The 19,727-nt window shown below is 60.3% G+C and carries 18 protein-coding genes; 7 read left to right on the top strand and 11 right to left on the bottom strand.

Annotated features, from left to right (window positions below; translation table 11 throughout):
- Positions 1-6: 6 nt before the first annotated feature.
- From ACTJJ7_RS13190 to ACTJJ7_RS13165, 6 genes are all read right to left on the bottom strand, one after another.
- Positions 7-747, bottom strand: coding sequence for an ABC transporter ATP-binding protein (locus tag ACTJJ7_RS13190; RefSeq protein WP_130271674.1), 741 nt, complete (start codon positions 745-747; stop codon positions 7-9).
- The gene (locus tag ACTJJ7_RS13185; protein WP_440967375.1) at positions 744-1,574 is read right to left on the bottom strand and encodes an ABC transporter ATP-binding protein; all 831 of its coding nucleotides are present in this window, start codon (positions 1,572-1,574) and stop codon (positions 744-746) included. The genes ACTJJ7_RS13190 and ACTJJ7_RS13185 overlap by 4 nt, the downstream gene beginning before the upstream one ends.
- Positions 1,575-1,582: 8 nt before the next feature.
- On the bottom strand, positions 1,583-2,485 hold the full coding sequence (locus ACTJJ7_RS13180; RefSeq protein WP_130271678.1) for an ABC transporter permease: 903 nt from the start codon (positions 2,483-2,485) through the stop codon (positions 1,583-1,585).
- A complete protein-coding gene (locus tag ACTJJ7_RS13175; protein WP_105733501.1) occupies positions 2,482-3,495 on the bottom strand; it encodes an ABC transporter permease in 1,014 nt (337 codons plus the stop codon). The genes ACTJJ7_RS13180 and ACTJJ7_RS13175 overlap by 4 nt, the downstream gene beginning before the upstream one ends.
- The gene (locus tag ACTJJ7_RS13170) at positions 3,492-5,090 is read right to left on the bottom strand and encodes an ABC transporter substrate-binding protein (protein WP_105733872.1); all 1,599 of its coding nucleotides are present in this window, start codon (positions 5,088-5,090) and stop codon (positions 3,492-3,494) included. Before ACTJJ7_RS13170 ends, ACTJJ7_RS13175 begins: the two co-directional genes overlap by 4 nt.
- Before the next feature lie 94 nt (positions 5,091-5,184).
- Positions 5,185-5,412 (bottom strand): hypothetical protein, encoded by a 228-nt coding sequence (locus tag ACTJJ7_RS13165; RefSeq protein ID WP_440967372.1) that lies wholly within the window; start codon positions 5,410-5,412, stop codon positions 5,185-5,187.
- On the opposite strand from ACTJJ7_RS13165, the gene ACTJJ7_RS13160 reads away from it, so the two are divergent.
- Positions 5,411-6,451, top strand: a complete 1,041-nt coding sequence (locus ACTJJ7_RS13160; RefSeq protein ID WP_440967370.1) for a dipeptidase — start codon at positions 5,411-5,413, stop codon at positions 6,449-6,451. The genes ACTJJ7_RS13165 and ACTJJ7_RS13160 overlap by 2 nt on opposite strands.
- Positions 6,452-6,482: 31 nt before the next feature.
- On the opposite strand, the gene ACTJJ7_RS13155 is transcribed toward ACTJJ7_RS13160, so the two are convergent.
- Positions 6,483-6,872, bottom strand: a complete 390-nt coding sequence (locus ACTJJ7_RS13155) for a nuclear transport factor 2 family protein (protein WP_105733499.1) — start codon at positions 6,870-6,872, stop codon at positions 6,483-6,485.
- A gap of 166 nt (positions 6,873-7,038) precedes the next feature.
- Positions 7,039-8,424, bottom strand: a complete 1,386-nt coding sequence (locus tag ACTJJ7_RS13150) for an FAD-containing oxidoreductase (protein ID WP_440967367.1) — start codon at positions 8,422-8,424, stop codon at positions 7,039-7,041.
- A 120-nt stretch (positions 8,425-8,544) separates the two neighbouring features.
- Here ACTJJ7_RS13150 and ACTJJ7_RS13145 point away from each other — a divergent pair, with 120 nt between their 5' ends.
- The 4 genes from ACTJJ7_RS13145 (at position 8,545) to ACTJJ7_RS13130 (ending at position 13,404) form a co-directional block, all read left to right on the top strand.
- Positions 8,545-9,705 carry an FUSC family protein gene (locus ACTJJ7_RS13145; RefSeq protein WP_440967365.1) on the top strand — a complete coding sequence of 387 codons (1,161 nt, stop codon included), beginning with the start codon at positions 8,545-8,547 and terminating at the stop codon, positions 9,703-9,705.
- A gap of 227 nt (positions 9,706-9,932) precedes the next feature.
- The gene (locus ACTJJ7_RS13140) at positions 9,933-10,832 is read left to right on the top strand and encodes a substrate-binding domain-containing protein (protein WP_130271686.1); all 900 of its coding nucleotides are present in this window, start codon (positions 9,933-9,935) and stop codon (positions 10,830-10,832) included.
- A gap of 92 nt (positions 10,833-10,924) precedes the next feature.
- Positions 10,925-12,439, top strand: coding sequence for a sugar ABC transporter ATP-binding protein (locus ACTJJ7_RS13135; RefSeq protein WP_440967363.1), 1,515 nt, complete (start codon positions 10,925-10,927; stop codon positions 12,437-12,439).
- Positions 12,436-13,404, top strand: a complete 969-nt coding sequence (locus tag ACTJJ7_RS13130; RefSeq protein WP_105733495.1) for an ABC transporter permease — start codon at positions 12,436-12,438, stop codon at positions 13,402-13,404. Before ACTJJ7_RS13135 ends, ACTJJ7_RS13130 begins: the two co-directional genes overlap by 4 nt.
- Here ACTJJ7_RS13130 and ACTJJ7_RS13125 read toward each other — a convergent pair.
- Positions 13,401-14,180, bottom strand: a complete 780-nt coding sequence (locus ACTJJ7_RS13125; protein WP_440967360.1) for a helix-turn-helix domain-containing protein — start codon at positions 14,178-14,180, stop codon at positions 13,401-13,403. The genes ACTJJ7_RS13130 and ACTJJ7_RS13125 overlap by 4 nt on opposite strands.
- Before the next feature lie 220 nt (positions 14,181-14,400).
- On the opposite strand from ACTJJ7_RS13125, the gene ACTJJ7_RS13120 reads away from it, so the two are divergent.
- Together ACTJJ7_RS13120 and ACTJJ7_RS13115 are read left to right on the top strand one after the other, a co-directional pair.
- The gene (locus ACTJJ7_RS13120; protein ID WP_440967448.1) at positions 14,401-16,623 is read left to right on the top strand and encodes a marine proteobacterial sortase target protein; all 2,223 of its coding nucleotides are present in this window, start codon (positions 14,401-14,403) and stop codon (positions 16,621-16,623) included.
- Positions 16,623-17,243 (top strand): class GN sortase, encoded by a 621-nt coding sequence (locus ACTJJ7_RS13115; protein WP_440967446.1) that lies wholly within the window; start codon positions 16,623-16,625, stop codon positions 17,241-17,243. Before ACTJJ7_RS13120 ends, ACTJJ7_RS13115 begins: the two co-directional genes overlap by 1 nt.
- A 2-nt stretch (positions 17,244-17,245) precedes the next feature.
- Here ACTJJ7_RS13115 and ACTJJ7_RS13110 read toward each other — a convergent pair whose 3' ends face one another.
- Both ACTJJ7_RS13110 and ACTJJ7_RS13105 read right to left on the bottom strand, forming a co-directional pair.
- Positions 17,246-18,853 (bottom strand): acyl-CoA synthetase, encoded by a 1,608-nt coding sequence (locus tag ACTJJ7_RS13110; protein ID WP_440967358.1) that lies wholly within the window; start codon positions 18,851-18,853, stop codon positions 17,246-17,248.
- On the bottom strand, positions 18,850-19,707 hold the full coding sequence (locus ACTJJ7_RS13105) for an IclR family transcriptional regulator (protein WP_165401888.1): 858 nt from the start codon (positions 19,705-19,707) through the stop codon (positions 18,850-18,852). The genes ACTJJ7_RS13110 and ACTJJ7_RS13105 overlap by 4 nt, the downstream gene beginning before the upstream one ends.
- Between the last annotated feature and the right edge of the window lie 20 nt (positions 19,708-19,727).

Below are 19,727 nucleotides of genomic sequence, written 5' to 3'. Positions count from 1 at the left end.
CCTCCACTATGCCGGTTCTTCGAGATCGATGCTCAACGTGCGAAGTGCCGACGTATGCGCGTGTTTCGTGCGTCCCGCCCGCAGATCGTCGGCGCTCAATTGCTCGACCATCTCGCCGTTCAGCATGACGCCAAGCTGCGGACACAGATGTGCAATAACCGCCAGATTGTGGCTGACGAGGACATAGGTCAAATTCCGCGCCTGCCTGAGATCGGCCAAAAGGTTGAGAATTTCGGCCTGCACCGACACGTCAAGCGCGCTGGTCGGCTCATCCAAAAGAAGGACCTGCGGTTCGGCAATCAGCGCACGGGCAATGGCAACACGCTGGCGCTGGCCGCCGGAAAGCTGGTGCGGATAGCGAAAACGCACGGTCTGCGGCAAGGCAACGTCCGAAAGTGCCTGCTTGATGCGTTTTTCAACGTCCGGCAGTTTGTGCACCAGCAGGAGTTCGCTGAGAATCCGGTCGATGGTCTGGCGCGGGTGAAGCGAACCGAAAGGATCCTGAAACACCATCTGCACCTGACGGAAAAAGGCCGGCGGACGTTTCAGCGGCGCATCCATGCCGTCGAAGGCGATGCGCCCGCTCCAGTCTTCATTGAGGCCGGCCATCGCGCGCAAAACCGTGGATTTGCCCGATCCGCTTTCCCCAACGATGCCGAAGCTGCCGCCCTTGGCAACATCAAAGGAAACGCCGCGGACAACTTCATGCGTGCCGAATGAGATTCTGAGTTGATCGACCTTGATCATGGGTTGAGCCACGCTGCATCGCGAGTGAGAACGGGAAGTCTTTCCTTGGGGTGCATCAGCGACGGCATGCAGTTCAGCAGGCCCTTCGTGTAGGGATGCTGTGCCTTGGCAAGTTCCGACGCCTTGAGCTCTTCCACAACCCGGCCGGAATACATGACGGCAACCCTGTCGCAGAAATGCGAGACCAGCGGCAGGTCATGGCTGATCAGGATGAGGCCCATGCCCCGGCGCGATACGAGATCGTCGATGAGACGCAGGATTTCCGCCTGCACCGTCGCATCGAGTGCGCTGGTCGGTTCATCGGCGATCAGCAATTCCGGATCGGGCGCCAGCATCATGGCGATCATGACGCGCTGTCCCATGCCGCCCGAAATCTCGTTGGGGTAGGCACCCGCCACCTTGCGCGGATTGCGGATCATGACCTGATCCAACAATTCAATGGCGGCTTCCGCCGCCTGTTTCCGGCTGCCCTTCTTGTAGGTGCGCCATGATTCGGCAATCTGGCTGCCGATGGTCTTCACCGGGTTGAGCGAATATTTCGGGTCCTGCAGAATGAATCCGGCGCGCTTTCCGCGGATCTGGCGCATCCCGCGCTCCGACGCGCCGAGAATATCGATGCCATCGAATGAAAGCTTATCCGCTTCAATCTTGGCATTGCCCGGCAGAAGCTTCATCAGGGCGCGCGCCGTCAGGGACTTGCCCGATCCGCTTTCGCCGACGATGCCGAGTTTTTCGGTACCCAGCTGCATGGATACGCCGCGCACGGCCTCGAACCGGCTTGTCCGCGTTTCAAAGGCAATACGAAGGTTCTTGATATCGACCAGCATCCTGTTTCCTAATTCTGCTTCGGGTCGAGGACGTCGCGCAGGCCATCACCCAGGAAGTTGAAGGCGAGCGATACCATGAAGATCGCCATTCCCGGGATTGTCGCAACCCACCACTGTTCGAAGATGAAGCGTTTGGCCGTGGCAATCATCGCGCCCCATTCCGGAGACGGCGCCTGCGCGCCCATGCCGAGAAAACCGAGACTGGCCGCAGTGATGATGATCGAACTCATATCGAGCGTGGTGCGCACGATCAGGCTCGGCACGCACAGCGGCGCGATATGGCGCAACATGATACGCCAGCGCGAGGCGCCGGTCAGGCGGTACGCGGCGACATAATCGGTGTTGCGGATCGTCATGGTTTCGGCGCGGGCCAGCCGGGCATAGGGCGGCCAGGCGGTCAGGGCGATGGCAAGGATCGCACTCTCCACGCCCGGCTTCAGTGCAGCAACGAAGGCGAGCGCAAGAATAAGACGCGGAAATGCCAGAAACACGTCGGTGATCCGCATGAGAGCCGAATCGACCACGCCGCCCATATATCCGGCAACACAGCCGACGGCGAGGCCGATAGGCGCAACGACGGCAACCACCGATACGACCATTCCCAACGTGACGCGGCCGCCAAACAGGATGCGCGACAGAATATCCCGCCCCAGTTCGTCCGTTCCAAACCAATGGACTGCGGAGGGACGCGCCAGCCTGTTGCCGAGGTTCTGCAGGCTCGGATCATAAGGCGCGATCAAGGGCGCAAGCAGTGACAAAAGGGCGAACAGCAGGATGATGCCAAGGCCGATCATCGCCAGAGGATTGGACTTCAGGCTCAGCCAGATGCGGTACCGGCGTCCCCAATTGGCTTGCGAGCGCGAGGCGGGGGTTTCATCCAGCGCCCAGTTACGAAAAGATGTCTGTATCATCGGACGCGTGGATCCAAGAGTTTGTATAAGATATCGGCGAGCAGGTTGAGGACGACATAGATCAGGCCGATCAGCAGCGTTGCACCCACAACCGGGTTCATGTCCGCATTCATCAGCGAGATGGTCAAATATTGCCCAAGACCCGGCCAGCTGAACACGGTTTCCGTGACCACAGCCCCTTCCAGCAAGCCCGCATAGGTGAGCGCGAGAACCGTGACGAGCTGGACCGCGACGGTTGGAAAGGCATGTTTCCAGACAACAGCGGCGGCAGAAAGCCCCTTGGCGCGCGCGGTAATGACGAACTCGCCCTTGAGCGCATCCAGCATGAAGGCGCGGGTCATGCGCGTGATGTAGGCCATGCTGAAGTAAGCGAGGATACAGACGGGCTGGATCATGTGGATGAGCGCGTCATAAAGCGCATCCCAATCCCCGGCAATGATGGAGTCGATTGTCAGGATGCCGGTGACGTGCGGCACCATATCCTGAAAAATGATGTCCTGACGCCCCGGCCCCGGCGCAATGCCGAGTACGGCGTAAAACACCAGCAGCGAAATCATCGCCAGCACGAAAACCGGAACGGAATGGCCGGCGAGGCAGACGACGCGGATGGTCTGGTCGACATAGCTTCCCTGCCGGACAGCAGCCCATACGCCCAGCGGAATACCGATCACGGCGGCAAGAATGAGCGCCGCTGTTGCCAGTTCCAGCGTGGCTGGGAAATACCGCGCGATATCGGTCGCGACGGGATTGCGGGTCAGGATGGATTTGCCGAGATCACCCTGAACGATCTGTGCGAGATAGTGGAGAAACTGGATCACAACCGGCTGATCCAGTCCCATTTCGATCCGCGCCCGGGCGATGACGGCCTCAGGCGCATTGTCGCCAACGGCAGCAATCACGGGATCGACCGGCATGACGCGGCCGATCATGAAGGTGATCACCGTCAGCCCGAGCAGTGTCAGGAAGACACTGCCGAGAAGGCTGGACAGATTTTTTATCCGCGCGTTCAAGCCTTTGCGATCCCTGCATAGGAGTGGGAGTCAGACAATGTGCCAAGGCGCATGCCCGAAACGGCCTTGCGGCAGGCAGCGGTGGTTTTTGTCTGCAGCATCAGGGCAAAGGGGCTGTGCTCCATATGCGCCTTCTGCAAGGCTTCGTAGAGCTGGATGCGCTTCTGAGGATCCTTCTCGTCGCGGGCTTCCTCGGCCTTTTTGGTCATTTCCGCATCCTGCCAGGACGAGCGCCAGAGGAACGGCTTGGTTTTTGCATTGTCCGAATTGTCGAGATTGATGTTGAACACATCGGCATTAGCATGCGGGTCAAAATAGTCCGAACCCCAGGCGGACAGCGCCATCTGATGTTCACGGGCGCGCATTTTCGTCAGAACCTGGCGGTTCTCGGCCGCCTGCAGCTGAACGCGGATGCCGATTTCGGCAAGGTTCGCCTGAAGCGCCTGCGCGATATCCGGATAAGGCTGGGCCGAATAATGGTCCATGACGATATCGAAACCGCCGGCAAGGCCTGCCTCGGCCATGAGTGCCTTGGCCTTCTCGACATCCTTCTGGAAAGGCGTGTCGTTCACGGCACCGGGAAAGCCCTCGGGCAGGAAGCTCTGATGGATTTTATGGGTGAGCGGCACGATGTTCTGCTGGATGCCCTTGTAGTCGATCGCCCATTTGACCGCCTGCCAGACCTGCGGCTTGGCCAGATTCGGGTTCTTCTGGTTGAGCGAGATGAGAACCAGCGAAGCCACGCCCTTCTGCACAAGCGTGTAGTTCTCGTCGCCCTGAAGCGTGCGCAGCTGCTCGGTCGTCAGGTTGCGCGCGATATCGGCGTCGCCCTTCTGCAGCATCAACAGCTGGGAGGACGGATCAACCACGTGGCGCAGGATGATGCGCTTGATGTTGCCTTTATAGGCACCCTCGGGGTTCACCTTGAGCGTGACGCTTTCGCTGGGCTTCCAGGCCATGAGCACCCATTCGCCGGAACCGGCACTGTTCTTTTGCAGCCAGCCATTGCCGAAATCGTCACCCGCCACATTTTCCAGAACCACCTTCTTCTCGACGATGCTGCCGACATTGGCCGACAGGCAATAGAGCAGGAAGGACAGGGAAACCGGCTTTTCAAGCGTGATCTTCAAAGTCTTGTCGTCAACAGCCTTGATCTGCTGCTCGACATTCTCGGCGGTAAAGCCGAACTGCGTAATGATGAACGCAGGTCCCTTGTTCATCTTGACGGCGCGCTGCAGGGAAAATGCCGCGTCTTCGGCTGTCACCGGCGCGCCGCTGGCAAACTTTGCACCCGCGCGCATCTTGAACGTGAACACTTTGCCGTCGGCATCGGCTTCCCATGATTCGGCCAGGCCGCCATCGACCTGATCGGCATTCTCAAGATTGGGATGCACCAGCTTGTGATAGATATTGCCGGCAATCTCGCTGCCGACCGCCTCAAAGCTTTCATGCGGATCGAGGCTGGTCATGTTGTCGATCTGCTGCGCGACAACAAGAATGTCCTTCGGCGTATCGGCAAATGCCTGGGTCAGATTGACATAGGATAGAAACGGTATCGCTGCGCCGCCAATCAACAGATTGCGTCTTGAGATCATGGTGCGTGCCCCTTTGCTCATGGTTCTTTTGTTCCCGGACGCCGCCCCGCCGCAGACATCGTCTGACTGGCTCGCCGCCCAAATTTCTTGCGTGTCATTTTTTTAAGCAGGCTCTATCATGCCGTTTGAACGGGCGGCCAATGCCGATTTTGGCAGTACCTATGCACACCGTGCATGCGGCAAGTGCATATGTACGATGCGTTGCGCGCATGAGGAACGACCGAAAACGCATTTGCCATTTGCCGGTATTCACGCCAAAGCTGGTGACAGCTTCGGGACTCGCTCCCGCCACCGCAAAACGCACCAAGGTTTCCTGACCCATGACCAGCCATTCAATCGTCCCGGTTTTCGACGGGCACAACGATGTCCTGCTCCGCCTCTGGATGTCGCGCGAGCCGTCGCCGGAGAAGCGCTTCATCGAGGGGGAAAATGTGGGTCATATCGACCTGCCGCGCGCCAAAAAGGGCGGGCTGGCAGGAGGACTGTGCGCGATTTACGTTCCGACGCCATCGCCGCAGAAGAATGCCAACGGCGATTACAACACGCCGGATATGGAAAGCGCGCTCAATACCACCCTGGCCATGGCCGCGCTTCTGACACGGATCGAACGTCAGGCGGAGGACCGGCTGCGTATTTGCCGGACCGCAGATGATATACGCAACGCGATGAAAGACGGGGCATTTGCCTCCGTGCTCCATATCGAAGGCGCGGAAGCCATCGGCCCCGACCTCGATGCGCTCTACGTCCTGCATCAGGCGGGGTTGCGCACGCTCGGACCGGTGTGGAGCCGCACCAATATCTTTGCCCATGGCGTACCCTTCCGCTTCCCCAGCTCCCCGGATATCGGGCCGGGCCTGACCGACCATGGCAAACAGCTGATCCGCACCTGCAATGAACTGCGGATCATGGTTGATCTGTCCCACATGAATGAAAAGGGCTTCTGGGATATTGCGGCCATATCAGACGCGCCGCTCGTGGCCTCGCATTCCAATGCGCATGCGCTGTGCACGCACAGCCGCAATCTGACGGACCGCCAGCTCGATGCGATCCGCGATACAGGCGGGCTGGTCGGCCTGAATTTCGGCGTCCTGTTCCTGCGCCAGGACGGCGTGAAAAATCCCGACACGGCATTGAGCGAGCTGGTGCGGCACGTCGATTACATCGTCAACCGCATCGGGATCGATCATGTTGCGCTTGGATCTGACTTCGATGGCACAACCATTCCAGCCGTTATGCGCGATGCCGGCGACCTGCAATTGCTGGTCGATGCCCTGCGCCAGGCGGGTTATGACGGTGACGCGCTCAACAAGATCTGCCACGGCAACTGGATAAGCATTCTTGAGCGCACATGGACGAACTGACCGGGGTTTCACGGTCAGTTCACGCTTTTGCCTACATGGTGATTCTGGAGCAATGGGCCAGGGTAACGGCCCAGTCATCCGCCGTGCGGCTCCAGACACGGGTAAAGGCCAGTTTTTCAGAAAATTTTTCGCCGTAATAAGTTCCGGTAAACCGGACCCGCAATGAAACCAGCACTGCGTTGCCAAGCGGCCGGATGATGCTGTCGAGGACGTCGATCTGTTCGAGCGCGAGGACACCGCTGCGATGCGCTTCAAGGTCCTGCGCCTTTTCGATCCGGCGCCCCTGATGATCGATGAAAATGAGGTCGTTGGCCAGCAGGGCATCCAGCGCTTCAACGTCGCTGTTCAGCATCGCAGTCCTCAAGCGCTCTTCGCACTGCTGAATGGCGGCTTCATCGGCTGTATTGAGTGCAGTGGTCATCACATCATCTCCTCCCCTTGTATTCCGTATCGGACGAAACCACTGGAGGGCGTGGATATCGACCGCAAACACGCATAAAGGCTATCCGTCATATCTGAACAAGGCAATAACCTCTAATTTTCTCCGGAACAAGTTGCGCCGTCGCTCCACTTTGACGCGGGGCCGGTCATGTCGGCACCGGAGCCGCCAAATCCCCGAGAACCGTCGGGATCAGTTCGGAAACGGTGGGGTGGACAGGCACCGCCCATTTGAGCGCGGGGTAACCCACCCCGGCGCTCATCGCATCGATTATCCCGTGGATCGCCTCATCACCGCTGGTGCCGAGAATCGCCGCGCCCAGAATCTGCTGTGTCTGCGCATCGGCAACGATCTTCATGAAGCCCTGCGTTTCATCCTTCTCGACAGCCCGGCCGACCCGGCTCATCGGCCGCTTCGACACCAGAATGGGGCGGCCGGTTGCCCTGGCCTGGGTTTCGCTCATTCCGGCCCGTCCGAGCGGCGGATCGATATAGAGCGCATAGGCCGGAACGCGATCGCTGACCTTGCGGCTCTCGCCATCCAGGAGGTTCGCCGCCACGATTTCATAATCATTATAGGCCGTGTGGGTGAATGCGCCCTGCCCGTTGCAGTCCCCAAGCGCCCAGACCCCTTCGGCAGTTGTCGCCAGGAAGTCATCGACCTTGATGTAGCCACGCTCGTCCGTCTCAATGCCTGCCTTGTCCAGACCGAGATCGTCGGTATTGGGGCGGCGGCCAATCGCCAGCAGCACATGCGAGCCGGCCACATTGCGCGCACCGGAATCGCAATCGAGATGAACTTCCGTGCCATCGGCATGCCGCTTGAACGCGATGCAATTGGCATCGAGACGGCAGGCAATGCCTTCATTCTCCAAAATGGTCCTTATCGCTTCGGATACATCGGCGTCTTCGCGTCCAACCAGCCGGGGCCCCTTCTCGACGACGGTAACCTGCGCCCCGAAGCGCCGGTACATCTGCGCAAATTCGAGGCCGATATAGCTGCCGCCAATGACCACCAGATGCCGGGGCAAGGTGTCGAGCTGCATCATTGTCGTATTGGTGAGATAATCGACATCGCGAATACCCGGCATATCCGGAATATTGGCGCGCCCGCCCACATTGATGAAAATGCGCGGCGCCTGAAAGAGCACACCGTCGACAGCAAGCGTATGCGCGCCGGCAAACCGGGCATGTCCCTCGACAACCGTGCAATTGCGCATGCCGCGCAGCCATGTCTCGACGCCCGTGCGGGCATTGAACGAGACAGTGTCGGCCCTCTGCCGCACCCGCTTCATGTCGACGCGAACGGGTTGTTCTATCACAACACCGTAGTCAGCCCCGCGCCGGGCAAGGTGCGCCGCGTAGGCGCTGGCAACCATCGTCTTCGTCGGCATGCAGCCGGTGTTGACGCAGGTGCCGCCAAACAGTTTGCGCTCGACGATCAGCACGCTCATACCAGCCGCCGTCAAACGGCCGGCGAGCGATGGACCCGCTTGCCCCGCCCCAATGATGATCGCGTCGAATGCGTGGCCCATGGCAATGCTCCAGCGTTAAGGGTGGGCAAGAGTAACAAGAGGGGCATTGGTTCGGAAGCCGCGTCTTGCTTGGGGAATCGAAACATCGACAGCTGGCCGCAAGACCGGTAGAAGCAAACAATGAACTATCTGCGGCAAGCCACAGCCAGCCTTACTGTTTTTGCAACCGCAAGCCTGCGGGAACTCCGGTCGTTGGCAAGGCCCGGACCGCGGATGGTCGATGAATTCGAGTGCGTCATATCCGTGCTCCTCGCCATCATCTTCGCACACATCCTTGGAGCGAAAAACGTCGGTTGGGCGGCATTCAGCGGCTATATGGTGATGCGCTCGCATGTATCGGAAAGCCTCACCCGCGGCATTCTGCGCATCATCGGCACATCGGCGGGTGCGGGTGCCGCTCTGGCCCTGGCCCCGCTTGTCATCGGCACGCCGTTCCTTCTCAGCCTGTCGCTCGTCATTATCGGCGGCGTCACCCTTTACTTCGCCCTCGTCGGAAAACGCAGCTATGCCTGGCTGTTCACCGGGCTGACATTCTGCATGGTGCTGATCGACGGCATGAAACATCCATCGGAATCGGTGCTGCCATTTGCCCAGTCGCGCCTTGTTGAAATCCTTGCGGGCACCCTCGCCTGCATTCTCGTCAGCGCGGTATCAACCTTTACCATAAGACGCCGGCTGCCGCGGCAATCCCGGGAAACACCGGCCCAGACTGCGATAAGGCACTCGGTGGTCTGGCACCGGGGCGCCGCAAAGCATGCGCTGCAGGCTGCAGTCGCTCTGGGGCTGATCCCATGGATATGGCTGTGGACGGGCATCACCTCCCTCAGCCAGTCGAGCATTACCATCATGGCCGTGATGATGATTCCGGTGAGCAGCCTGGCGACAAGCGTGCTGAACCCGATCACATCGCGGCTGGTGTTGCGTTTTGTCGGCTGCAGCGTCGGCGGCCTCATCGCCACGATCATCCTGCTCGGCAGCCACCATTCGCCTGTCCTCATGACGCTTGGCGTGTGCATCGGGGTCCTCATCGGGCGGCATATCGAAAACAGCAACTCCTCCATCAGCTATATCGGAACGCAGTTCGTCCTCGCCTTTCTTGTCGTTCTCGTGCCCGACACCTATACCAGCGCCGCGCTGGAACCCGGCATCGACCGGCTTGCGGGCATCCTGTTCGGCGTGGTCATCCTGGAGCCGGTGCTCCTTGCGTCCCATTATCTCTTGCGCGATCACACCCCGCGAAATGATGGGCCTGACATCAAGCAGCCATCATCAAACGAATAAATGCAGTGGCGAATGCGGACCATCTTTCTGCAATAAACTTTACGCGCGCAAATTTTTATATTGACACAGCAATATAAATTGAACATCCATGCGGCGGACAAAGGTGGGAGGAGCATCGGCCATCGCCAACGGACGAAGCACGGCAGAACAGCCATGCAGTATCCGGTTGTGTATCGCCAATGCCCATCTGCCCGGCTTTCGAGAAAACAACTGTTCTGGAGGGAACAATGATCCGTACCCATCTTACCAAACTGCTTCTTGCTGGCGCCGCCGCACTGATGGCCACCGGCGCCTTTGCCGAAGGTATCGGCGCTTCGCTGCTCACCCAGCAGCATCCGTTCTATATCTCGCTCGCTTCGGCAATGACCGCGGAAGCCAAGGCGGAAAACCTGCCGCTTGAAATCGCGATTGCCAATCAGGACCTGAACAAGCAGCTCGCCGATGTGGAAGATTTCATCACCAAGGGCGTCAGCGTCATCATCATTTCGCCTGTGGACAGCACGGGCGTGAAATCCGCCATCGCCAAGGCACAGAAGGCCGGTATCAAGGTGATCACCGTCGACGTTCCAGCCAAGGGCGTTGAAGTTACCTCGCATGTCGGCACCGACAACTATACCGGCGGCGTCAAGGCCGGCGAGCTGATGGCCAAGCAGATCGGCGACAAGGGCAACGTTGCCGTCATCGACTATCCGACGGTGCAGTCCGTGGTTGATCGCGTCGAAGGCTTCAAAAAGGCGATTGCTTCGCATCCCGATATCAAGATCGTCTCCATCCAGACCGGCATCACCCGGCCCGAGGCGCTTGCCGCCGCCCAGAACATCCTGCAGGCTAACCCCGATGTCGTCGGCATCTTCGGCTTCGGTGACGATGCGGCGCTTGCTGCTGCCTCGGCCGTCAAGTCGGCAAAGCTTCAGGACCAGGTCAAGGTCATCGGCTTCGACGGCATGGAAGAAGCCCGCAATGCGGTCAAGAACGATCCGGTCATGGTCGGCGTGATCGCGCAATATCCCGACCAGATGGGCAAGGTGGCGGTGGCGACCGCCGGCAAGGTCATCAAGGGCGAGACCGTTGAAGCCAAGCAGCCGATCGTCCCGGGCGTTGTGACCAAGGCAGGCGAAGAAAAGTAACCCCCGCCAACGTCAACAATCAACAGTGCCGCCCGCGCAGGACCGCCTCGCGGGTGGCAGTTCAGGAAGACCTGCGGTAAGGATTGTCATTCATGGCCGTTTCATCCAACGCACCTGTGCTTGAAATCAAGGACATCGCCAAGACCTTCGGTCCCGTGACGGCGCTCAAGCGCATGAACCTTTCCGTGCGGCCTGGGCGTGTGCATACGCTGCTGGGCGAGAACGGTGCCGGCAAATCCACGCTCATGAAAATTCTCGTCGGACTGTTCCAGCCGACATCGGGGTCGATCACGCTGCGCGGCGAGCCCTATGCGCCGAAAAACCCTATCGAAGCAAAGGCGCTGGGTTTGAGCATCGTGTTTCAGGAACTCAGCCTCTGCCGCAATCTGTCGGTCGCCGAAAACATTCTGGCGACGCATGAACCCAACCGGTTCGGCTTCATCAAGGAGCGCGATCTCAACGCACAGGCGGCGCGGATCGTTGAGGACCTCGGCCTGCCCGTCAATGTGCGCACCAAGGTTGGCGATCTGTCCATCGCCCAGCGCCAGCTGGTGGAAATTGCCAAGGGGCTCAGCCGTCCCGCCGACGTTGTTATCCTGGACGAGCCGACATCCTCACTGTCCGACAGCGAAGCCGAAATTCTCTTCACCATCATCGAACGCCTGAAGGCCAAGGGAACGGCCATCATCTATATCTCGCACCGCATGGAGGAAATCATGCGGATTTCCGATGATATCACGGTGATCCGCGATGGTTCCTTTGTCGCCACGACGGAGAAGCAGAACACGAGCATCGAAGGCCTGATTGCCCTGATGGTCGGGCGGGAGATGAAGGACATTTACCCGCCACGTCTTGTCGAGCGTCCCTCATCAGCCGTCTCTCCCGTGCTTGCGGTTGAAAACCTCTCGGAAACCGGGAAATTTGAAAAAGTCTCGCTGGACGTGCGGCCGGGCGAAGTCGTCGGTCTCTTCGGCCTGATCGGCTCCGGACGTTCCGATGTGATGAAGGCTTTGTTCGGTTTCGGGCAACCGGTTGGGACGATCCGCCTCAACGGCAATCCCGTGCATCTGCGCTCCCCGGCCGACGCGATCCGTCACGGCATTGCGTTCGTGACGGAAAACCGCAAGGAAGAAGGGCTGGTGCTGCAGCACAGCGTCGAGCGCAACATCAACATGGTCGCGCTGGGCCAGCTGGCCGGACAGTTCGGCTTTACCCGCCCGGCCCGCGAACGGGCGGCAGCCAAGACGGAAGTCCTGCGCCTTGCCATCAAGACCGCGTCGATCGAAACGCCTGCCGGTTCGCTCAGCGGCGGCAACCAGCAAAAGATCGTCATTGCCAAATGGCTGCAGACGCAGCCCAAGATACTTATTCTTGATGAACCGACACGCGGCGTCGATGTCGGTGCGAAATTCGAGATCTACCGCATCATCCGCGAGCTTGCCGCCGCCGGGACCGCGATCCTGATGGTATCGTCGGAGTTGCCCGAAGTGCTTGGCCTCAGCGACCGGCTCGTCATCATGCACGACAAACGCGTGGCAAAAACGCTGGATGCGCAGGGCCTCAGCCCCGAAACCGTTATGACCTATGCAGCAGGAATACACCAATGACCAATTCGACCGAGACGAAGCAGGCGCTTCTGGCTTCCCCCCTCATCCGGCAATATGGTGGCATCGTCATCTCGCTGATCATCCTGTGCCTGGTCTTCTCTTCGATCAGCCCGCGGTTTCTCGCCTTCAACAATTTTATGAACATCATGCAGCAAGTGGCGGTGATTGCAGTGGCCGCCTATGGCATGACCTACGTGATCCTGCTCGGCGACATTGATCTTTCCGTCGGCTCGATCATCGCTGTGGCAGGCATGGTTGCCGCGCAGGCTTTCTCCATGGGTTTTGGCTTTGCGCCGACCGTGCTGATCACGCTGGCGGCGGGCGCCATCATGGGCGGGCTCAACGGCGTCCTGTCGGCAAAACTCATGCTGCCGTCCTTCATCGTCACGGTTGCGACCATGGGCATCTATCGCGGTGCTGTCAGCCTGCCGACCAACGGCGCCCCCGCCTCCATCGAGAATGAGACATGGCTGGCCATCGGCAGCGAAAGCTGGCTTGGCCTTCCCATCATCATCTGGATCGTCATCGCGCTTTTTGCCATCAACCACATCGTTCTCTCCCGCACGATCTTCGGCCGCCGCGCCTATCTGGCCGGCGGCAATCGCGAGGCGGCGATCTATTCGGGCATCCGCGTCGACCGGCTGAAGATCATCATCTTCATGATCTCAGGCGTCATGGCAGCCATCAGCGGCATCCTCCTGTCCTCGCGCCTTTCCTCGGCCCAGACCAATGCCGGCATGGGCTATGAACTCGACGCGATTGCCGCGGTCGTACTTGGCGGCACCAGCCTTGCCGGCGGCGTCGGCACCATGGTCGGCACCATTCTCGGTGCGCTCATCATCGGCGTCATCAACAATGGCATGAATATGCTGGCCGTGCCCTATTTCTACCAGCTCATTTTCAAGGGCATCGTCATTCTCTTCGCCGTCTGGCTCGACGTGCGCAGCAAGTCGATGCGGACCTAAGCGGAGACGGCAGGCCCGGGGAGGAACACGGCGAACGGCTCCTCCACCGTGCGTTTGAGATAGGCGAGATAAGACGCGTAGCTGTCGTGATCGGGCGCAATGCGCCCGAACTGCGCGCCCGGCATGGATGCCATCGGTATCAGCACTATGGGCGCCGCAACGGGTGTCAATTGCGCGCCGCGCCCGGCCTGCAGCGTGGTCAGGATGCCGTACATTTCACCCGTAATGGACGGGCGGGACACGATGACAAGGCGATGCTGGCCCGACGTGTTCGTGGCAAGGTAGATGTGCCCGGAAAGATTCGGGATCGCTACCGTCCCCTGCTGGGTAAAGGCCGCATCGAGCCGTTCCTTTTCGATGAACCGCAGATTGGACGCGGCATCGTTCCAGCCGATCTCGGTGCAATAGGCAAAGATCGCCTTCGGATCGCCAAAGGACGGCCGCAACGTCAGGTACCTCCCCTCGATCCATCCCACGGCCGCACGGGAATAGGCGCCGAATTCCTCACTGGCATGTCCATTGTTTGCCGCAACCGGGCTATCATGCAGATCAGCGGCGCGCAGGCGCATGCCTAGCGCCTCTTCAAGCCGGATCGTGGTTGCCAGTGTGAACGGCCGGTGGCCGGAAAGCGCCTTTTCCAGGGTGGACAGGCTGATCTTCGCCTGGTCGGCCAGATACTGCCGCGAAACCCGCCGCCGCGCCATTTCCTCACGGATCTTCGTGGCGACGGCCTGGTTCTGCCGCTCCGATAACTGACTGTCGATGTCCCCGGCCATATCCCCGCTCCCGTCAAATCACGTACATTCCTTCACATATCCACACAAGGCCGTCGGGAGCAAGACATGTTGCGACGGGCGCGTGCGGAACATTCCCGAAGCTTACGCTGGCGGCAAAAAGGCCCATGTATGAAATGGGGAAAGCTTCCCGATGGGAGCACCAACAGGAGCTTTCCCGATGAAAACCGCAACCTTCCATACCCAGCAATCTCCCCAAGCCATGCCCCATTGGCTGCGCCGTACCTGCCAGGCACTCTGGTTGATCAACATCGTTGGTCTGCCATTTATTGCGCTCGCGATATTCTTTTTCAGCCTGGTAACGGCGCATGCCGAAACTGCCCAATCGCCGCTTGTCACCCTTGATGACGTCAAATCCGGCACGCTTCTGCTGAAAAGCGCGGAAGCCGGCCACTACGTCGAAGCGCCGCGCGTCGCCACGGATGTCGACATCGTCGTCAGTGGCCCGACGGCACGCGCCCGCATCACCCAGATATTCACCAACCCGTCCAATGGCTGGGTCGAGGCGGTCTATGCCTATCCGCTGCCGGAAGACAGTGCAGTGCATGCGCTGAAAATGGTTGTCGGCAAGCGCGTCATCGTCGGTGATATCAAGGAAAAGAAGGAAGCCAAGGCCATCTATGAAACAGCGAAGGCATCCGGCCGGAAAGCCAGCCTGATCGAGCAGCAGCGGCCGAACCTTTTCACCAATTCCGTCGCCAATATCGGCCCGCACGAGCAGGTTGTTGTCCAGATCGATTACCAGGAGCCTGTGCGCCTGTCCGGCGACGAATTCTCCCTGCGCGTACCGCTGGTTGTCGCTCCGCGCTACAATCCCGCACCGATCACGCAGACCGCAGACCTTGCGGCCGATGGATCCGGCTGGGGCACTACGGCTGATCCGGTTGCCGATCGCAGCAAGATCACACCGCCCGTGCTTGATCCGCGCGTCAATGCTCCGGTCAACCCGGTCAGCATCAAGGTCCGCCTGCAGGCTGGATTTGCCCTGGGCGAGGTGAAGAGCCATCACCATGCCGTCAACACCGAAACCATCGATGCCCAGACGCAGGTCATCGCGCTGGCAGGCGACAACCACGCCGACCGTGACTTTGAACTGACGTGGAAGCCGCAAAATGCCAAGGCACCCGCTGTCGGCCTGTTCCGCGAAACGGTCGGCAAGCATGACTATGCGCTCGCCTATGTCACGCCGCCGGTTGCCCAACAGAAGCAGGAACAGCGCCCGCGCGAAATCGTCTTTGTCATCGACAATTCCGGTTCGATGGGCGGCACCTCGATGAATCAGGCCAAGGCCAGCCTTGACTATGCCTTGAGCCGTCTCAAGCCCGCCGACCGGTTCAACGTCATCCGCTTTGACGACACCATGACCGCACTGTTCCAGGACACTGTTGCCGCCGACCGCGAAAACCTATCCACCGCCCGCGAGTTTGTTGGCGATCTCGAAGCATCCGGCGGCACGGAAATGCTTGCACCGCTGGAAGCAGCCCTTAACGACCGGCGCCCCAATGATCAGTCCTTTGTCCGCCAGGTCGTGTTCCTGACCGATGGTGCCATCGGCAACGAACAGCAATTGCTCGATACCATTGCCGCCAGGCTTGGTCGGTCACGAGTCTTCATGGTCGGCATCGGCTCGGCTCCCAACAACTATCTGATGAACCGCGCCGCTGAACTTGGCCGTGGCACCTTCACTTCCATCGGCTCGACCGATCAGGTGGATGAGCGGATGCGCTCGCTCTTTGCCAAGCTTGAAAGCCCTGTCATTACCAACCTCAGCGCCACCTTCTCGGCCGGCAATGCCGATGTGACACCCGCCATCCTGCCTGATCTCTATCGCGGCGAGCCGCTCGTCATTGCCGCCAGGCTCGGTTCGCTCTCCGGCACCCTGACAATCAAGGGCATGATCGGCACGCAGCCATGGGAGGTTACACTGCCGGTTGCCAAGGCCGCGGAAGGCGAAGGCCTGTCAAAGCTCTGGGCCCGCCGCAAGATTTCCGATGCGGAAGTCGAAAGCACCCTTGGCAAGATCAGCCGTGACGAAGCCGACAAGCGCATCCTGAAACTCGCCCTTGAAAACAGTCTCGTCTCACGCCTGACCAGTCTGGTTGCCGTCGACAAGACCCCGTCACGGGCGCAGGACAAGCCGCTGACCCGCGCCGACGTCTCGCTCAATCTCCCGGCAGGCTGGGATTTCGACAAGGTGTTCGGTGAACAGGCATCGCGCAAGGCCGGCCTCGACAACGGCTCGGACATCCAGCTGGCAAAGCTGGCGGCAGGCAAGAAGCCGGTTATTCAGCAGGCTCCAGCCGATGAACTGCCCCTGCCGCAGACGGCGACCGACGCGGAACTGCGCATGATCGCCGGTTTGATGCTGCTCCTCGCCAGCGCCGGGCTGTTCTTCATCACGCGCAAGACAAGGGGGAACGCATGATGCGCGCGATCAACACACGGCACGGCATCTCCGAGTGGAAAGGCAGGGCGGTTTTCCGCCCTGCCCTCCGGGCAGGGATGGCTATGATGGCTCTGGTTGGCCTGATACTGCTCAGCCAAGGCCTGTGGATTCACGCAAAAGCCATGGTGGCGCAGGTGCTTCTCGACCGCGCCTTCACCCGGAGCATCGAAACCGGTCAGTCTGTGAAGCCCTGGTCATGGGCGGATACCTGGCCGGTTGCGCGGCTTGAGTTTCCGCGCATTGGCGAAACCTCCATCGCCCTGCACGGGGCAAGCGGACAGGCTCTGGCCTTCGGTCCCGGCCATGTCAATCGCAGCGCCGAAGCCGGCGAAAACGGCACGGCCGTCTACGCCGCACACCGCGACACGCATTTTGCCTTTCTGAAGGATGTGCAGATCGGCGATGCGGTCCGCATTACCCGGCGGGACGGTAAGGTTTTCACCTATCAGGTCACGGAAACCTCTGTCGTTCGCTGGGATCAATCCGGCATCGATACCAATGCAGGCGGCAAGAATCTGGTTCTTGCCACCTGCTGGCCATTCAATGCCGCGACGCCGGGGCCGATGCGCTATCTGGTGAAGGCGCGGATGCTGGAATAAGCTCAGCTGTCCAGTTCACCCCGCCTGATCAGTTCTTCCCTGATGAGCTTCTTGGCAATCTTGCCATAGGCGGATTTGGGCATGTCCGGCCAGAAGATGATACGCTTGGGCAGTTTATAGCGCGCCATCTTGCCGTTCAGCCACGCCATGACAGCCTCGCCATCCGGCGCGCTGCCGGAGCGGGCAACACAGACCGCCAGTCCGACCTCGCCCCAGACCGGATCGGGAATGCCCAGCACCGCCGCTTCGCTGATATCGGGATGGGTGAGTATCTTTTCCTCGATCTCGCGCGGATAGACGTTGGAACCGCCGGAGATGTACATGTCGGACGCCCGCCCAGTGATATAGACGAAACCCGCCTCGTCCATGTGGCCGAGATCGCCGGTCCGGAACCAGCCATCGCGAAAGGCCTTGGCATTGGCGTCGGGGTTGTCGTAATAGCCCGCAAACACCGCTGGCCCGATGACGCAGATCTCGCCGGTTTCGCCCGGTTTGACCTCCTGGCCGGAATCGTCCTGAACGGCGACCTGCATGCCGGTCCGCGCAAAACCGCAGGTGCCGATTCGTGCATCGGGACCATCCTGCGTCGCATGATAGGCAGGCGGCAGCACCGTGATATTGCCAGTTACCTCGCCAAGGCCGAAATACTGCACGAGCACCGACCCGAGCGTCTTCAGCGCGTGGATCTGGTCGCTCCGGTACATGGGCGCGCCCGCATAGATCACATAGCGCAGGGATGAATGGTCACGCTCATGCATGGACGGGTGTTCTGTCAGCATTTTCAGGATCGTCGGCACCGTGAACATGTTGGTCACGCGCCATGTCTCGACCAGCCGCCACGCCTCGGCAACGTCAAACTTCTCCGTCGGCAGCAGGATTGTCTTCGACCCCCGCGCCACCTGGGTCAGCTGGTGAATACCCGCACCATGCGACAGCGGCGCAACCACCAGCGAAGCATCTTTTTCCGTGGTGCCGGGCATCAGATCGCACAAATGATTGGTGATGACGAACGCCATCTGGCCATGGGTGAGGACAGCCGCCTTGGGCCGCCCCGTCGTGCCCGATGTAAAGAAGAACCAGCAGGGATCGTCATGATCGACGGAGGCGGTGGCAACCTTGGCACCGTCAAAGCGGGCGACGATATCATCATAATCGTCGCCGAAATCCGCCTTGCCGATGGCAATGACGAAAGCAAGATCGGGGTTCATGTCCCGGCTTGCCGCGGCGTGATCGGGAAAGAGGTGACCGCAGATCATGCCCTTGGCTCCGCTCGTCTTGGCGAGGTAGGCGACCTCATCCGGCGTCTGGCGGAAATTCGCGGGCACCCAGACGGCGCCCAGCTGGAAACAGGCGAACATGGATTCGAACATCTGATTGCAGTTCTGCGACTGGATCAGAATGCGGTCACCCTTGACGACACCGAATTCGCTGTGGAGTGCCGCAGCCATGGCATCGACACGCCGCTGCAGCGCGCTCCAGCTCCAGCTTTTCTCACCCCAGACGAAACCCGTTTCCTCAGGCAGGCGGCGCGCGGTCTGCGCCAGGAAACTCGACAGGTTCATCACGCGTTTCGACATGGCTGTCATCCCGGCCGCATCCTTGCTGCTCATGCTTTCATCCGTTCGGGTCTTGCTCTGGATTTCCCGCCAGCCGCCGGTGCCCGTTTCGGCCGATCGTTGAGCGGCTGCAGATGGGCCAGCCGCGCCTCAATCTTTTTCGCCTCGATGCGCATCAGTTCCGCCAGTTCCTGCTGGCGCGCCGGTTGCATGCGGCTGTCGATCGCCGCGATGCTCAACGCCCCGGCCGCCCTTCCATCGGGAAAATGGATCGCAACGCCGATGCCCCAGGAATTGGCCAGAATACGTCCCGGATTAAGGGCAAAGCCCTGTTCCCGCGTTGCCGCGATATCCTCCCTGATCTGCCATGGCGGAAGATTGGGGTAGTCGGCAAGCAGCACCGCCTCGTTGGCGGCCAGGATGATTTCGATCTCGTCATCCGGCATCGTTGCGAGGATGGCCAGGGAACCGCCGCCGACGCCGAGAGGATGCCGGTAGCCCGCCTGCAGCGCATGGGTGCGGATGGGATAGGTGCCCTCTTCCCGGTGCAGGCACACGGCGTAGGTCTCGCGCTGGATGGAGAGAAAACTGGTATCCTGCGTCTTGGCGGAGAGGATGCTGAGGCTATCGCGCGTGATCTGCAACAGGCCATATCGGCGGGTGGCGAGCGTTCCCAGCACATAGGCTTCCTGTCCGAGATAATAACGCCGGGTCTGCGCATCCTGTTCGACCAGCCCCGAGCGGATGAGCGCGAGCAGCAGCCGCCGTGTTGTCGGCTTGTTGAGGCCGCCCTGCTCGACGATCTCGCTGAGCGACCCGCCCTGATCGCCGAAATAGCTGACAAGACTGAGAAGTCCGAGTGCCCTGTCGACACTTTGCGATCCATTGAGACTGGCGGGTGCCGTCATCTTTTCTTCCATGCTCTCCC

This window comes from Phyllobacterium sp. 22229, assembly GCF_052056495.1.
Classification (GTDB): Bacteria; Pseudomonadota; Alphaproteobacteria; order Rhizobiales; family Rhizobiaceae; genus Phyllobacterium; species Phyllobacterium myrsinacearum.
Note: the sequence above shows the minus strand (reverse complement) of the source record. Positions and strands in the feature narration are given on the sequence as shown.

Coding starts and splice junctions, on each gene's coding strand:
- ACTJJ7_RS13190 (WP_130271674.1), bottom strand. CDS start 747: ATGATCAAGGTCGATCAACTCAGAATCTCATTCGGCACGCATGAAGTT.
- ACTJJ7_RS13185 (WP_440967375.1), bottom strand. CDS start 1,574: ATGCTGGTCGATATCAAGAACCTTCGTATTGCCTTTGAAACGCGGACA.
- ACTJJ7_RS13180 (WP_130271678.1), bottom strand. CDS start 2,485: ATGATACAGACATCTTTTCGTAACTGGGCGCTGGATGAAACCCCCGCC.
- ACTJJ7_RS13170 (WP_105733872.1), bottom strand. CDS start 5,090: ATGATCTCAAGACGCAATCTGTTGATTGGCGGCGCAGCGATACCGTTT.
- ACTJJ7_RS13160 (WP_440967370.1), top strand. CDS start 5,411: ATGACCAGCCATTCAATCGTCCCGGTTTTCGACGGGCACAACGATGTC.
- ACTJJ7_RS13165 (WP_440967372.1), bottom strand. CDS start 5,412: ATGGGTCAGGAAACCTTGGTGCGTTTTGCGGTGGCGGGAGCGAGTCCC.
- ACTJJ7_RS13155 (WP_105733499.1), bottom strand. CDS start 6,872: ATGACCACTGCACTCAATACAGCCGATGAAGCCGCCATTCAGCAGTGC.
- ACTJJ7_RS13150 (WP_440967367.1), bottom strand. CDS start 8,424: ATGGGCCACGCATTCGACGCGATCATCATTGGGGCGGGGCAAGCGGGT.
- ACTJJ7_RS13145 (WP_440967365.1), top strand. CDS start 8,545: ATGAACTATCTGCGGCAAGCCACAGCCAGCCTTACTGTTTTTGCAACC.
- ACTJJ7_RS13140 (WP_130271686.1), top strand. CDS start 9,933: ATGATCCGTACCCATCTTACCAAACTGCTTCTTGCTGGCGCCGCCGCA.
- ACTJJ7_RS13135 (WP_440967363.1), top strand. CDS start 10,925: ATGGCCGTTTCATCCAACGCACCTGTGCTTGAAATCAAGGACATCGCC.
- ACTJJ7_RS13130 (WP_105733495.1), top strand. CDS start 12,436: ATGACCAATTCGACCGAGACGAAGCAGGCGCTTCTGGCTTCCCCCCTC.
- ACTJJ7_RS13125 (WP_440967360.1), bottom strand. CDS start 14,180: ATGGCCGGGGACATCGACAGTCAGTTATCGGAGCGGCAGAACCAGGCC.
- ACTJJ7_RS13120 (WP_440967448.1), top strand. CDS start 14,401: ATGCCCCATTGGCTGCGCCGTACCTGCCAGGCACTCTGGTTGATCAAC.
- ACTJJ7_RS13115 (WP_440967446.1), top strand. CDS start 16,623: ATGCGCGCGATCAACACACGGCACGGCATCTCCGAGTGGAAAGGCAGG.
- ACTJJ7_RS13110 (WP_440967358.1), bottom strand. CDS start 18,853: ATGAGCAGCAAGGATGCGGCCGGGATGACAGCCATGTCGAAACGCGTG.
- ACTJJ7_RS13105 (WP_165401888.1), bottom strand. CDS start 19,707: ATGACGGCACCCGCCAGTCTCAATGGATCGCAAAGTGTCGACAGGGCA.